General features: G+C 51.2%; 12 protein-coding genes. 6 read left to right on the top strand and 6 right to left on the bottom strand.

The genetic code is table 11. The features are described from left to right. Positions 1-100 precede the first annotated feature (100 nt). Both agp and A31E_RS17360 read right to left on the bottom strand, forming a co-directional pair. Positions 101-1,342 (bottom strand): bifunctional glucose-1-phosphatase/inositol phosphatase, encoded by a 1,242-nt coding sequence (gene agp, locus A31E_RS17355; RefSeq protein WP_016248577.1) that lies wholly within the window; start codon positions 1,340-1,342, stop codon positions 101-103. Positions 1,343-1,491: 149 nt separating this feature from the next. Next, complete coding sequence (locus A31E_RS17360) at positions 1,492-2,925, bottom strand: hypothetical protein (RefSeq protein WP_016248576.1); 1,434 nt, start codon at positions 2,923-2,925, stop codon at positions 1,492-1,494. A 273-nt stretch (positions 2,926-3,198) separates the two neighbouring features. Between A31E_RS17360 and A31E_RS17365 the strand changes: the two genes are divergently transcribed. From A31E_RS17365 to cbpM, 5 genes are all read left to right on the top strand, one after another. After that, the gene (locus tag A31E_RS17365) at positions 3,199-4,113 is read left to right on the top strand and encodes an HTH-type transcriptional regulator AdmX (protein WP_000776564.1); all 915 of its coding nucleotides are present in this window, start codon (positions 3,199-3,201) and stop codon (positions 4,111-4,113) included. A gap of 50 nt (positions 4,114-4,163) precedes the next feature. Further along, positions 4,164-5,417 carry a D-amino acid dehydrogenase gene (locus A31E_RS17370; protein ID WP_016248575.1) on the top strand — a complete coding sequence of 418 codons (1,254 nt, stop codon included), beginning with the start codon at positions 4,164-4,166 and terminating at the stop codon, positions 5,415-5,417. Beyond that, the gene (locus A31E_RS17375) at positions 5,414-5,770 is read left to right on the top strand and encodes a RidA family protein (protein ID WP_024193561.1); all 357 of its coding nucleotides are present in this window, start codon (positions 5,414-5,416) and stop codon (positions 5,768-5,770) included. Before A31E_RS17370 ends, A31E_RS17375 begins: the two co-directional genes overlap by 4 nt. A 214-nt stretch (positions 5,771-5,984) precedes the next feature. Further along, on the top strand, positions 5,985-6,905 hold the full coding sequence (cbpA, locus tag A31E_RS17380; RefSeq protein ID WP_000420635.1) for a curved DNA-binding protein: 921 nt from the start codon (positions 5,985-5,987) through the stop codon (positions 6,903-6,905). Further along, complete coding sequence (cbpM, locus tag A31E_RS17385; RefSeq protein ID WP_000024563.1) at positions 6,905-7,210, top strand: chaperone modulator CbpM; 306 nt, start codon at positions 6,905-6,907, stop codon at positions 7,208-7,210. Before cbpA ends, cbpM begins: the two co-directional genes overlap by 1 nt. Positions 7,211-7,562: 352 nt before the next feature. Here the strand turns inward: cbpM and torD are convergent, their stop codons facing one another. From torD to torC, 3 genes are read right to left on the bottom strand one after another with little or no spacing between them, the layout of a single operon-like run. Continuing rightward, positions 7,563-8,162, bottom strand: coding sequence for a molecular chaperone TorD (gene torD, locus A31E_RS17390; RefSeq protein ID WP_016248573.1), 600 nt, complete (start codon positions 8,160-8,162; stop codon positions 7,563-7,565). After that, a complete protein-coding gene (gene torA, locus A31E_RS17395) occupies positions 8,159-10,705 on the bottom strand; it encodes a trimethylamine-N-oxide reductase TorA (protein WP_016248572.1) in 2,547 nt (848 codons plus the stop codon). Before torA ends, torD begins: the two co-directional genes overlap by 4 nt. After that, a complete protein-coding gene (gene torC, locus A31E_RS17400) occupies positions 10,705-11,877 on the bottom strand; it encodes a pentaheme c-type cytochrome TorC (RefSeq protein WP_016248571.1) in 1,173 nt (390 codons plus the stop codon). Before torC ends, torA begins: the two co-directional genes overlap by 1 nt. A 129-nt stretch (positions 11,878-12,006) precedes the next feature. On the opposite strand from torC, the gene torR reads away from it, so the two are divergent. Then, complete coding sequence (torR, locus tag A31E_RS17405) at positions 12,007-12,699, top strand: two-component system response regulator TorR (protein ID WP_001120100.1); 693 nt, start codon at positions 12,007-12,009, stop codon at positions 12,697-12,699. Here torR and torT read toward each other — a convergent pair. After that, positions 12,672-13,700: a TMAO reductase system periplasmic protein TorT gene (gene torT / locus A31E_RS17410; protein WP_001516147.1), complete on the bottom strand. Its 1,029-nt coding sequence runs from the start codon at positions 13,698-13,700 to the stop codon at positions 12,672-12,674. The genes torR and torT overlap by 28 nt on opposite strands. Positions 13,701-13,776: the final 76 nt, after the last annotated feature.

Here is a 13,776-nt window from a genome sequence, read left to right as displayed (position 1 = left end):
AGTGCAATTCTCGGGTAGGCCTGATAAGCGTAGCGCATCAGGCAATCTAACATTTGTCATCTGTCTCATACTCCCCCGCTTCTCGCGGGGGAGCTTTCTGTTATTTCACTGCCTCATTCAACACGCTATCAAACTTATCCATCGGGCAAAATCCGTTGGCATCTATCGGGCAGCCGGTAAGTTCCAGCGTCACGCGCTGAGCAGGTGCTTGCAGGGTTAAGGCGTCGGCATTACGCAACTGCTGCGAACTCTGGTACACATACTCGATTTTCATCAAATCACGATTGGCTTTGCTGTCATGCCAACGCTGGAAGACAATCTTGCCACCAATGGGCGTACGTTCATTCTGGTCATGCAGTTGATACGGTTTGAAATCCAGCGCAGTGAGTAGCGAGGCAATGTTAGAGTCGTGTCCTACCAACACCGTAATCTTCGGCGCACTGGCGCGATCGGTGACCAGGGCTTTGTCGATGTAGCTCACCAGCGGTTTCGCGACATTGCGCGCCACTTCCGGTGAAGTAAACAGGCTATCCTGGTAACCGTTTTTCAGTTTCGACAACACCTTCCACTGTTGATCTGATTTGATCTCTCCCCAGGCCACCTGATCCATCGGGAAACCTTCGTAGTATTGCAAAGTAAACGCATCCACCAGCGAGTTGCCCACCTTCAACGGCCCGGAAACGCCCGGCTCTTGTTGATATTTCGCGCTAAAAGTATTTTTGCCATCCACCAGTGAACACTGCTGTTTTTCTTTACAGGCCGGAGAATCTTTATAGTTAACGATTTTTTCCAGTAGCTGGTAGCTGTCGGTAAGCTGGAGTTTACTCAACTCTTTTTCCATTGCTGCCACTGCCTGCTCGCTGAATGCAGTGGAATCATCGGTGATTACCGGGTTAAAGGTTGGGTCCATCGTGCCCATTTTTTCCTGATGATGAACAGGAATATCACACCCCGGGAATGCGCCAGTAATAAAGAACTGCGCAGTGGCGACGGTACGTTGCAGGCTGTTCGCGTAGGCGTAAACGGTGTCCGGTGGCGGACATTCGCCCGATTTCACCATCCCCTGCTCTGCCAGCCATTCACGCATGTAATGGCCCATATACACTTCCAGCACGCCGCCTTTGGTGGTGAGTTGCCCTCCGGGGACATCCCATTGCGGCCATTTATTCGGCGTGGACTGCTCAAGCACGCTGCCATTATTTGCCAGCGGCGCACGTAAGTTATGACGGCTCATGAGTAGCACTTGCTGTAGCTGATAGCCTTCCGGCACTGTCTGTGCCTGAGCATTCGAAGAGAGTAAAACCATTCCAGCCACGGCCGCAGCGATTAGCGTTTTTTTCATTCCCATCACCTCTTTAGTTATCAATCAATTAAGAGTGTGACAGAAATATGGCATTTTTCCGGGAACCGGTTCGCAATTTAGCAGATGACGAGGCGGGAAACCGTCAGGCGATAACGGACAGTAGCTGCGCTATCGCCTGGTTTGTATCGTTAAACTAATATCTGAAACAGCACGGCAAAAAGAATGATATTGGCAATGACAATGGCCCAACCGTTATAAAGCATATATTTCAGGTGAGTAGATTGTGCCAGCCCCATTTGGCCAAACATATCCGATGAAGGGAAAGGCCCAAACCAGTCCACTTGCGATGAAGCTAACAATACCGCCGTTGTACCCTGTGGCGGTACACCTGCAGCCATCAACATCGGGCCAAATATTTTGTGCGTAAAAGTCATCTGAGCCACTGCGGCACCAGGCACATGACCGATAATGTTAAAGGCAAAAATACAGAAGCAAAGCCATGCCGGAGATATCCCGGTTAACAGGGGTTGGGTATATTCGAGCAACCCCTGATACGCCTGTAGGCTATCCATAAGTTCCAGAATCGGGTTATACAGCCAGTAGAGCAGAAACATCCACACCAGCCTGCCACACCCTTTATACAGCGCCTGCAAGATCCTGGTTGGACTTAACCCTCCCACCAGCCCGGTGACCAGAGCCACCAACAACATAACGATAATGGCAAAACTAAAACCTGCTTTTATCACTACGCCAATAACCGCCATAACAATAATGGTTGCTGCAAATGCCAGGGCGCTGAGCTTGCGACGGCGATCGCGTGCGGGATCTTCTTCTTCCTGCGTTTTCTCTGAAAGATCGACGTCGTAATGAAATTTTCCTTCCGTCATCTTCTGAATTCGCCCGGCCATGATCCAGCCTGCGAATAACGTCACGGCGCTCATTGGTAACCCGACGTACATCAGATATTGCGGATAAGTCAGGCCGCCGAGTTGTAAAATCGTCACTGTGCTGGGGGTAAAAGGCCCGGTAAACAATCCCACTGACCCCGCCGTCATCATCAGTGCCGCCACCGTGGGAGGTGTAAGCCGTACTGCTGCTGCCACAGGAATAATCACCGCAACAATAATGGCATTGCCACCCGCCATAGTGCCCAGCGCGCCACAGATGAGAATGGAAGAGATGACGATGCCAAATTTGACCCGTGTCTGGCTGGAAAGTCCGATCCGATGTACCACAAATTTGACCAGTTCAACGGCCGCTCCGGTACGTGTTGCCACTTCACCGACGCCTGCGCCAAGCATAATGATCAGTCCAACAGTGGCGATAAACGATCCTGTCGATTTTGCCAGCATGGTGCCCATTTCTGGTAAACCGGTGGAAGTCATTATCATCGCAATAATAATGGATGAAATAACCGCCAGAACAATATCGACGCCTATCAACGAGAGCACCGCTAACGCCACCAACGGTGTGAAACCCAGCAGTCCGAGTTCATTACCTGGACGCCCCTGACACCAGAACGCTGTCAATAAAAAAATAACCAACAGTAAGCCAATAATGACATTCTTTTTGGTGATATTTTGTCTGGTTAGCAAACCACCAGCGAGCATTGAGTCACTCATATAACTCCTTAACCCCATCGAATCGACCGTCAATATCAGCCGATGTATTTGGACAGCTCAGAAAATATCCCCCCTCGTTATTATTGTTGGCAAAATGCACTGAGGGTTTGTCCGGGTACTACAGGTATTATTCTGAGTTCGTAATTAACCCCTTTTAGGTGGGCAAATAACGCATTGTTACCAGAACAGGCGTTACAGATTAAATTTATGTTAACTTGGTGTTACCATGAAATGACTTTTTATCTATCGTCTATAACTCTGGGTTAACTCTTAATGAAACTGCGCCACCTGGAAATCTTCTATGCCGTGATGACATGCGGAACACTTTCACGTGCAGCGGAATCGCTGAATATTTCCCAACCGGCCGCCAGTAAAGCGTTAAAAAACGCTGAACAAAAACTCGGTTTTCAGCTCTTTCAGCGAGTTCGTGGCAAGCTTCTTCCAACCAGCGAAGCGATCACACTTTTTGAAAAAGCGCAGTCGATTTATCACGAACTCGATAACCTGCGACTGCTGGCCGATAACCTGACGCGAGATCCCCGAGCCAGAATAGCCCTGGGATGCCTGCCAAGCCTGGGGTTAAGCCTGGTGCCCGAAATAGTCACTGCGTTTTACCAGCAGAATGCAAATCTGGTAATGACACTGACGACAGAGCACACTGAAACGTTGGTTAAAAAACTTGATCTGCGTGAGATTGATCTGGCCCTGACGCTACAGCCGATTCAACAGGGGGAGATTATGACGACACTGATAGCCGAAGTTCCGCTGGTTTATATCGACCGGGACTATCGCCAGGGCGCGGTAGAAATAGACAAGATTGACCAACAACGCTGGATTTCTCCTGGCCCACATTCCCTTTCCAATGCCATAGCCAAACGGCGTGATTTTTTGACAACGCGCCTGAATGTCCAGACCTATTACATGGCGACTGAATTTGTAAAACGAGGAATGGGATGCAGTATTACCGATATTTTCTCTGCCCGTCATAACCTCCCGGCAGAAACAATTCACCCCATCGAACCACCAATGAAAATTGATCTTTGTTTGCTACGTCGTGCCGACGTGTCACTTAGCCCCATTACACAAAAATTTGTTGATTTCCTCTGCCAGCAATTACGTCAGCAACTGCGAGCCATTAACCTTGAGTTATACCCTGAAAATAAAAAGTCAATTGCTCCTCAGGCCTAAATGTTTTGACATAACCCCAACGCATTTATTAGCGGTGGATATCTCAGGTGATGAAAAAACGCATTGTAGTTATTGGCGGCGGGGTCATTGGTCTGGCGACAGCATGGGTCCTGGTAAAACAGGGCCATCAGGTACAATTGTTAGAACGCAACAGCCAGGCAGGCGTCGCCACCAGTTTCGCTAACGGTGGGCAACTCAGTTATCGTTACGTTGCCCCTCTGGCGGATAAAGGCGTACCGATGCAGGGGCTTAAATGGATGGGGAAAAGTGACTCTCCACTGAATATGCGTTTGCGCATGTCATTAAGTCAGTGGCGCTGGTTGCTGGCGTTTTTACTGGCCTGCAATAACCGGACAAATAAACTCAATGGCGATCATATTTTACGCTTATCACTATTAAGTCGTCAGGTAATGGAAGCGTGGTTGCTGGAGGATAATCTTGATGATTTCCACTGGCGCCGTTCTGGCAAACTGATTATTCATCGCCGCCAGCAAGATTTAGCCAAAGCGGCAAAAGGCATTAATCCGCATTTTCAACAGACTCTATTACGCGAAGAGTGCGTTCATCTTGAACCCGCACTAAAACATATTGGTAATTCCCTGTGCGGTGGTATTTATTCTCCCGGCGATGAAACGGCGGACTGCTATAAGTTCTGCCAGGCATTACTTGCCAAACTTAATGCCAGCGCGAATTTTTCGCTACAGACCGGTTGTGAAGTTTTGCAGTTGAATAAAAAAGGTGAGCGCATAGTCTCCATTACCACCAGTACAGGAACGCTGATTGCTGATGATTATGTCGTTGCCGCCGGAAATGGCAGCACACATTTACTTACCGAAACCGGGATTCACGTACCGCTTTGCGGTCTGAAAGGTTACAGTCTGACACTCCCTTTCCCACAAAAAATGGGGATCGCACCGCAAATCAGTGTCACCGACTATGGTCATAAAATTGTCTATGCCCGACTCGGTGACCGGTTGCGTATCGCCGCCATGGTCGATATTGGCTATGACGGTAATGAACTGCGCCCTGAACGCATTGATGCCTTAAAACAGATCGTAGCCTCCAGTTTTCCGCAACTGCAAGGTATCGATGATGCCGAATTATGGACAGGTATGCGTCCATCCACTCCTGCGGGTCCGCCACTATTAGGACGGGCGAAGTATCAAAATCTCTGGATGAATCTTGGTCAGGGCAGTCTGGGCTTCACGCTGGCGGCAGGTAGTGCTGTGGTGTTAGGCGCTCTGCTGTCGGGCGAAGATCCTGCAATTTCACTTGATGGACTGACATGGAGCCAATCAGCTTGAATATCAAACGTAATAACCCACAGCCGCGTCTGGCCGCCAGCGTGGAATATGGCAACCTTGTTTTTCTCTCCGGCCAGACACCGAAAAGCAATACCCCAGACATCGCGCAACAAACGCGCGAAGTGCTGGAAAAAATCGACGAATTACTTGCAGCGGCTGGCAGTGATAAATTTCATATCTTATCCGCGCAGGTATGGATAAAAGATATTACCCGCGATTTTGCCGATTTCAACGACGTATGGGTTAGTTGGATACCAGAAGGATATAGCCCAGCCCGTGCTGCCGTACAAGCTGAGATGGCTCGCCCGGAGATTCTGGTTGAAGTGATGGTCACGGCAGTAAAAGCAAGATAAGTTCCCCGTTTTCAGCCCCCTGGCAACGTAGTCATGGGGCATCCATGAAGGGTAAACGCCCCCCTCTTTTACCTGCCAACATTCAGGCTGAAAATATCATTTTTAGTTATGTTTCGTCACAGACCTACGATTTTTTCTGATTTCCCCTACACTTAACACTGATACCTTGTCAGGGGTTTCCCTTTGTCTGTATTGATTTACGCGAGATAACGCTATGGAATTAAAGGATTATTACGCCATCATGGGCGTGAAACCGACGGACGATCTCAAGACAATCAAGACCGCCTATCGTCGACTGGCCCGCAAATACCATCCTGATGTCAGCAAAGAACCCGATGCCGAAGCCCGCTTCAAAGAGGTCGCTGAAGCCTGGGAAGTATTGAGTGATGAACAACGTCGCGCTGAATATGATCAGATGTGGCAACATCGCAACGATCCGCAATTTAACCGTCAGTTCCAGCATGGTGACGGCCAGAGTTTCAACGCCGAAGATTTTGACGATATCTTCTCATCAATTTTCGGTCAGCATGCCCGTCAGAGCCGCCAGCGCCCGGCCACACGTGGCCACGACATTGAAATCGAAGTGGCGGTATTCCTTGAAGAAACGCTTACTGAGCATAAACGTACCATCAGCTATAACCTGCCGGTTTATAACGCCTTTGGCATGATCGAACAGGAAATCCCGAAAACGCTGAATGTGAAGATCCCGGCGGGTGTCGGCAATGGTCAACGTATCCGCCTGAAAGGCCAGGGGACGCCGGGCGAAAACGGCGGTCCGAATGGCGATCTGTGGCTGGTGATTCATATTGCGCCACATCCGTTGTTTGATATTGTCGGTCAGGATCTGGAAATTGTGGTGCCGGTTAGCCCGTGGGAAGCGGCACTGGGAGCTAAAGTCACCGTTCCAACACTGAAAGAAAGCATTTTGCTGACCATCCCACCAGGCAGTCAGGCCGGACAACGATTGCGCGTTAAAGGTAAAGGTCTGGTCGGTAAAAAACAGACCGGCGACCTGTATGCGGTGCTGAAAATCGTCATGCCGCCGAAACCTGATGAAAACACTGCTGCGCTGTGGCAACAACTGGCAGACGCCCAGTCGTCTTTTGATCCACGTAAAGATTGGGGGAAAGCATAATGGCTAACGTTACGGTGACTTTTACCATTACTGAATTTTGCCTGCATACCGGCATTTCTGAAGAGGAGTTGAATGAAATTGTCGGTTTAGGCGTAGTTGAACCGCGTGAGATTCAGGAAACGACCTGGGTGTTTGACGACCATGCCGCCATTGTGGTGCAACGCGCGGTACGTCTGCGTCAGGAACTGGCGCTTGACTGGCCGGGGATCGCGGTGGCGCTAACGTTAATGGATGATATCGCACATCTGAAACAGGAAAACCGCCTGCTGCGCCAACGGCTTTCCCGGTTTGTGGCTCATCCGTGAGTTTGTTGCCTGATGCGACGCTTAACGCGTCTTATCAGGCCTACAAAGATCACTGTGCCGTAGGTCGGATAAGGCGTTCACGCCGCATCCGGCGGCTGTGCCATAATGCCTGATGCGACGCTTAACGCGTCTTATCAGGCCTACAAAGATCACTGTTCCGTAGGTCGGATAAGGCGTTCACGCCGCATCCGGCGGCTGTGCCATAATGCCTGATGCGACGCTTAACGCGTCTTATCAGGCCTACAAAGATCACTGTCCCGTAGGCCGGATAAGGCGTTCACGCCGCATCCGGCGGCTGTGCCATAATGCCTGATGCGACGCTTAACGCGTCTTACCAGGCCTACAAACGGCATTATCTGTTTTGGTTGTCGCACTCCACCAGCACCAGCAATAACTGGCTTAGTGTCGCGTAAAAACCAAAGCTGTCATACTGACGGCAACGCGTTACAAATTCCGGTAGCCATGATCGCAGCGCCGCCAGCGTTTTTTGCCGTAAGCTGTTGATTTTTTGTGTGGTAACTTTCCCTTCCCCCAGTGAAAAATGCAGATAGCTCAACAACTCAAGATAAATCGCCAGATGATCTGCCGGTTCGTTGAAGTTGCTACTGGTTTCCATGCCCGCCTCAACCAACAAGTGTTTAATCTCTTGCTCGTCCTGTTTGTAGGCCGATGCATACGGCAGCGCCGCTTGCTTGTCGGTCATCAAAAACAGGCCGCAAAAATCAGCGGCCAGTTCCAGACGGGCGTCGTTACGTACCACCAGGGCAGCAATGCTTTTCTCCAGCTCGTCCACCGCCGCAGCCAGCGGCGGTTCGCTTTTCAGCAAAGAAAACCATTCAGCCATCTCCGCACTGGCGATTTGCGTCAGTTGTTCATCGTCCAGTTCACGGGAAAACAACTGCGCCAGCCAGGCGTAGACGCAGGCAGTCTGTTGTGCCGTCAAGGAAGTCATGATTTCACCTGCGACGCCGGAACATATTCGCACTGCGCCACCATTTCGATGGGGCCGCTAAACGCCGTCACCTGATCCACTGTGCTTGTGTATTTTTCGATTTCCACCAGTGTGGTATGCGCACTGGTCGCCTGCGCCAACTGTGAGGTGCCGATGTCAATGGTCAACACATTGGGGTTACCGTATTTGCACAGCGCCCCTGGCTCGCCGTCTTTATCCGGATCGTACCATGCCCCTTCGTGAATTCGCGTCACACCGGGTGCATAACGGTCAGAAACGACTGCCCCTGCTAACACCTGACCGCGATCGTTAAAGACGCGTACCACATCACCGTGACGAATGCCGCGCGCACTGGCATCCTGCGGGCTAATAAAGACAGGCTCTTTACCCGCCACCGTATACTGCTGACGCAGAGTTTCCGACTCACATAACTGCGAGTGAAGTCGAAAATCCGGATGCACAGATTGCAAATGCAACGGATATTTCTGCGAGCCTGGCCCACCGTGGGAGCGTTCGATTTTCTCAAACCACATCGGATGCCCCTGACAATCGTCATAGTTCATGTCAGCGATGGTTTTCGAATAGATCTCAATCAGGCCGCTCGGCGTCCCCAGCGGTTCGAGATCCGGATCTTCACGGAATGCCTGGTGGCGAACAAACATCTGCGGGTGGTCAAACTCGACGTACTCTTTGTTATTCCAGAAGTCATCAAACGCTGGTAGATGAACGCCGCGTCCTTTGCCCTGTTGTACACCTTCCTGCCAGATGCGTTTCAGCCAGCCCATTTCATCCAGCCCTTCAGTAAAGGCTTCTTCACGATTAAAGCGACGGCACAGCTCGCGGAAAATATCAAAGTCGTTGCGCGCCTCAAACTGTGGCGGCACCACCTGTTTCATAGCGATAATTCCACGGTTGGAGTGGTTGCCGTACTGGTCGAGATCGTTACGCTCAAACTGCGTGGTCGCAGGTAGCACGATATCGGCAAAACGGCAGGTTGAGGTCCACTGGTTATCTATGGCGATAACCGTTTCCAGCTTACGCCAGCCTTCGATAATACGGTTGATCTGCTGATGACGATGGAATGGATTAGTTCCGGCAAAAATACACATTTTCAGCGGCGGCAGTTTTACCGATTTACCGTTCCAGTTGATCACTTTCCCTGGTTCGAGGATCGCATCGACAAAACGGGCAATCGGAATGGTGCTGCTATAACCTTTGTAGTCGCTGTTGTCGTGAACAGGCGGAATCGACGTTGAACCGGAGAAACCGCTCAGAATAACGCCTTTACGCCCCGGCGTACCTGCGCCGTTATAGTGCCAGCCAAAACCAAAGCCACCGCCCGGCAGGCCAATTTGTCCCAGCATCGCTGCCAGAACCACAACCATCCACGCCCACTGTTCACCGTGCTGCATACGCTGTACACACCAGCCAGCAATGATCTGTGTTCTGTTCGCCGCCATCTGCCGTGCCAGCGCACGAATTGTTTCGGCATCAATACCAGTCAGTTTTTCAGCCCATACGGCATCTTTCGGCTGACCGTCTTTCTCGCCCAGCAGATACGGCAGGAACTGCTCAAAGCCCACGCAGTAGTTGGTGAGGAAGTTTTTGTCGTACAGATTTTCGCTGTACAGCGTATACGCCAGCGCCAATTGCAGCGGCACATCAGTTTGCGGGTTAATCGCAATGTGCTTCACATGCTCACGCCCCAAATACTCGTGAGTTGACGTCACGATCGGATCGATGCTGATGACTTCAATTTCACCAGCAGCAACTTTCGCTTTTAGCTGCTCGTAATATTCATAAACGTCATGATCCGGGCACCACCAGTTCGCCTGCTGGTTTTTCAGCAAATCGGAGCCCCACAGCACAATGGTTTTGCTGTTCTGCAATACCAGCGGCCAGGAGGTTTGCTGTTCATACACTTCCATCGAACCAACCACACGCGGCAGGATCACCTGCGCAGCACCGGTAGAATAGTCACCACCTGTACCGACACTATTGCCATGCAGTGCAATGGCTTTCGCCAACATACCGGAAGCATTGTGGAACATCCCCGTCGATTGCCAACCGCTGGCAGTCAACAGGGCGCTCGGACCGTGCGTTTTCTGCACACGTTCCAGCTCTTCATAGAACATGTCGAGGGCTTCATCCCAGCTCACGCGCACGAAGCGGTTATCGCCACGCTGGGATGTGTCGCTCAGATGGCGCTTACGTAGCCAGTCCACGCGTACCATCGGGTAACGAATACGCGCCGCGTTGTGTACGTGATCCGGCAATCCGGCGATCATTTTCGACGGATATTTATCCAGTTCGAACGGTTTTGCCGCCACAAAGCGACCATCCTTCACCGTCGCGCGGATAGCCCCCCAGTGCGACCCGGTCAGAATGCCCTCTTTCGAGGTGACCGCCTCAGTAGCCGCTTGCGCCGCATTCACACGGCGCGGCGTTAACAGTGACGGCCCCAGCATCCCGGCGATAGTTAAGCCGCCGAGTTGCGCCAGAAAACGCCGACGTGATGCCTGAAAGAGATCGTTATTCTTCATTATTTTTCTTCCTTCTTATCGCCGTGAACCTTGCCTGCAGTGTCGGACGCATTCATTTGCAGATATTTCAGCAAGGTGCGTTCTTCACGTTTATCGAGGCTGGTAAAGCCAATCATGCCGTTGAGCGTGCCAATCCAACCGTTAGCGTCAAAGTGGGAGATTTCCGGTGCGCCGTGGCACTGATTACAGGTGCCGTTGTACAGCGAATCCGCATAAGCCCAGATTGGTTTGATGTCGTTCACCATGTCGCCTTTCTTCATCCACGCAGTGGCCTGCAACTTGCTCCACTCGGTATTGGTATCGGTCACGGTGGTTTTCTCCAGCGTTTTCACCTGCTGCTGAACATCACCACGAATCGAGGCAACAAAGATGCGTTTGCCTGGGAACTGGGTGAGTACACGCTGACGTCCGGCACTTTCCGTCCAGCCGGTAATTTCAATTTGCAGCCAGTCGCCGTCACGTTTAAGGACTTTCACTTCTGAGGCAGGCAGCAGAGAACCAGACGCCTCTTTATCGCCTTTCGCCGCATAAATCGGCTTGATATCAATGGAGTACAGCGTGTCACCACTGTCATCAGCACTGGCGCGCAGCTCGTCGAACTGCTTACGGAAACCGCTACTCATATCCGGCAACTGGTGGGCAATACCTTTATGACAGTCGATGCAGGATTGGTTATCTTTCGCTGCCACCTTCATCTGACGCGCCGCTTCCGGATGCTGCTTCGCATGATCCATCGCATCGTAGTTATGACAGGAACGGCAGGTTGCCGAGTTGTTTTCTTTCATTCGCGCCCATTCACGCTCGGCAAGTTCCGCTCGTTTGGCTTCGAATTTCTCAGGTGTATCAATGGAGTGGGCAATAAAGGTTTGGTAAATGTCGTTGCTCGCTTCCAGTTTACGCTTCACCATGCCCGGAATATCCGGCGGAATATGGCAGTCATGGCATTCGGCACGCACGCCAGAGGCGTTCTGGAAATGCACCGAGTGTTTATATTCTTCATACACCGGTTGCATACTGTGGCAACTGACACAAAATTCGGTTGTGCTGGTGACTTTGATCCCAACGTGAGGCAACACAATCAGCGCGATGCCAATTACAATCCCAATAGCGACCAGCGCCAGCACCGACCAACGAGCACTGGGTCGGCGTAGCGCATTCCAGAGTTTCCGCATAATAGCCCCTGTAAAATTAAGGTTTAGTGAAGTGATCTTAATGAGCAAATATGAACAGCGGCACTGGTCAGGATGAACGGCTTACGGCAAAATATGAACAGATATGAACAGAATGAGTAATCCCCCCTGATGCCACATCATATTGTTATTGTTGAAGATGAGCCGATTACCCAGGCACGCTTACAAACCTACTTTACCCAAGAGGGGTATACCGTTTCCGTTACGGCGAGCGGTGCCGGGCTGCGGGAAATTATGCAGAATCAGCCGGTCGATTTAATTCTGTTGGATATTAATTTACCTGATGAAAATGGCCTGATGTTAACCCGCGCGTTGCGGGAACGTTCGACGGTAGGCATTATTCTGGTTACCGGACGCAGCGATCAGATTGACCGCATTGTCGGGCTGGAGATGGGCGCGGACGATTACGTAACCAAGCCGCTGGAATTGCGCGAACTGGTGGTGCGGGTGAAAAATCTGCTCTGGCGCATCGACCTCGCGCGGCAGGTGCAACCACTTACTCAGGACAACTGTTATTGCTTTGCTGGTTATTGCCTAAATGTGTCGCGCCATACGCTGGAGCTGGATGGCGAGCCGATTAAACTGACCCGCGCAGAGTATGAAATGTTGGTGGCGTTTGTGACCAATCCCGGCAAAATTCTCAGTCGCGAACGTCTGCTGCGTATGCTCTCTGCCCGTCGGGTGGAAAACCCCGACCTGCGTACCGTCGATGTGTTAATTCGTCGTTTACGCCATAAACTCAGCGCGGATTTACTGGTGACTCAACATGGCGAGGGCTATTTCCTAGCCGCTGATGTGTGCTGATAAAAATAGACCGGACGAAATCCTCCTGGCGACAGCGAGCGGCGAATATGTTTACGGTCGGCATTTTTCGGCGTCAGGATTAAAATCGGTGGGCTGATATTATCAGACACCGATTGTCCCTGTAATTGTCTGATAGCCTGCTCAACAGCCAGTTCCCCCTGCCAGACCATTTGATCGCTGGCAGCCATAATAACTCTTCCCCGCTTCAGGCCACGATAAACCTGGTGTGAAAGATAAAATGACACTACGGTGAGCGGCGTTTTCAGGTTGCGCCCTTCGCCCATCGCCGCCTCTGCGGCAATGGCCGTTCCGGCAACAACGTCGATTTCTGGATGACGCTCCAGCATCTCCTGCAACAGGTTACGCTGGATTTCAATATCGTTATCTCCGAGCGCAATATCAACAATACGCACCGGGCTTCCGGCAATGGCTGCGCGGAACCCCGCTACCATCTCCTTACTACCCCCGGCGTTGTCCGGGCCGGGCATCAACAATACATTGAGAGGTTTTCCGTTGCTCCATTGCACCAGATACCGCCCCGGCTGATAGCCCATCTGAAACCAGGGCACGCCAACGCGGCTTGTTACCTGTGAGTCGTCAATGGCATTCACCAGCTCGATCACTGGCAGACTTTCTACCTGCTTTTGCAATTCGGGAAATGACGTCGTGCTGCTACCGAGCAAAATCGCTTCTGCGCCCCATTGTTTACACTGCTCAATTTGCGCCTGCTGAGTAGCCAACTGACCGTAGCCACCGGCCTCCAGCACTTTTAAATCCACACCATAGCGGCGGGCTGCTTTCTGCATACCATAGTTCAACGATAACCAGTATGAATCCTTCAGACTGGGATAGAGCGCACACAATTTCCATGAGCGTTTGACTTTAAGTGATGTAACAGGCTGCTCCGTAAAATGTTGCGCATCATGCCAGCGCAACAGGTTATCGCCCGCAAAAACGGGTAACACGAAAAAGGGAAGAAGTAACAAAAGCAGTATGCGCATGATAGCCTCATCAATAATAAGGCTTTATGCTAGATGCATTCCACTTTGCGACTCAACCTTTTTCACCTAAAGTGCA

It is taken from the genome of Escherichia sp. KTE159 (assembly GCF_000408805.1).
GTDB classification, from domain to species: domain Bacteria; phylum Pseudomonadota; class Gammaproteobacteria; order Enterobacterales; family Enterobacteriaceae; genus Escherichia; species Escherichia marmotae.
The sequence above is the reverse complement of the archived record's forward strand: the minus strand, read 5'-3'. Positions and strand labels throughout refer to the sequence as shown.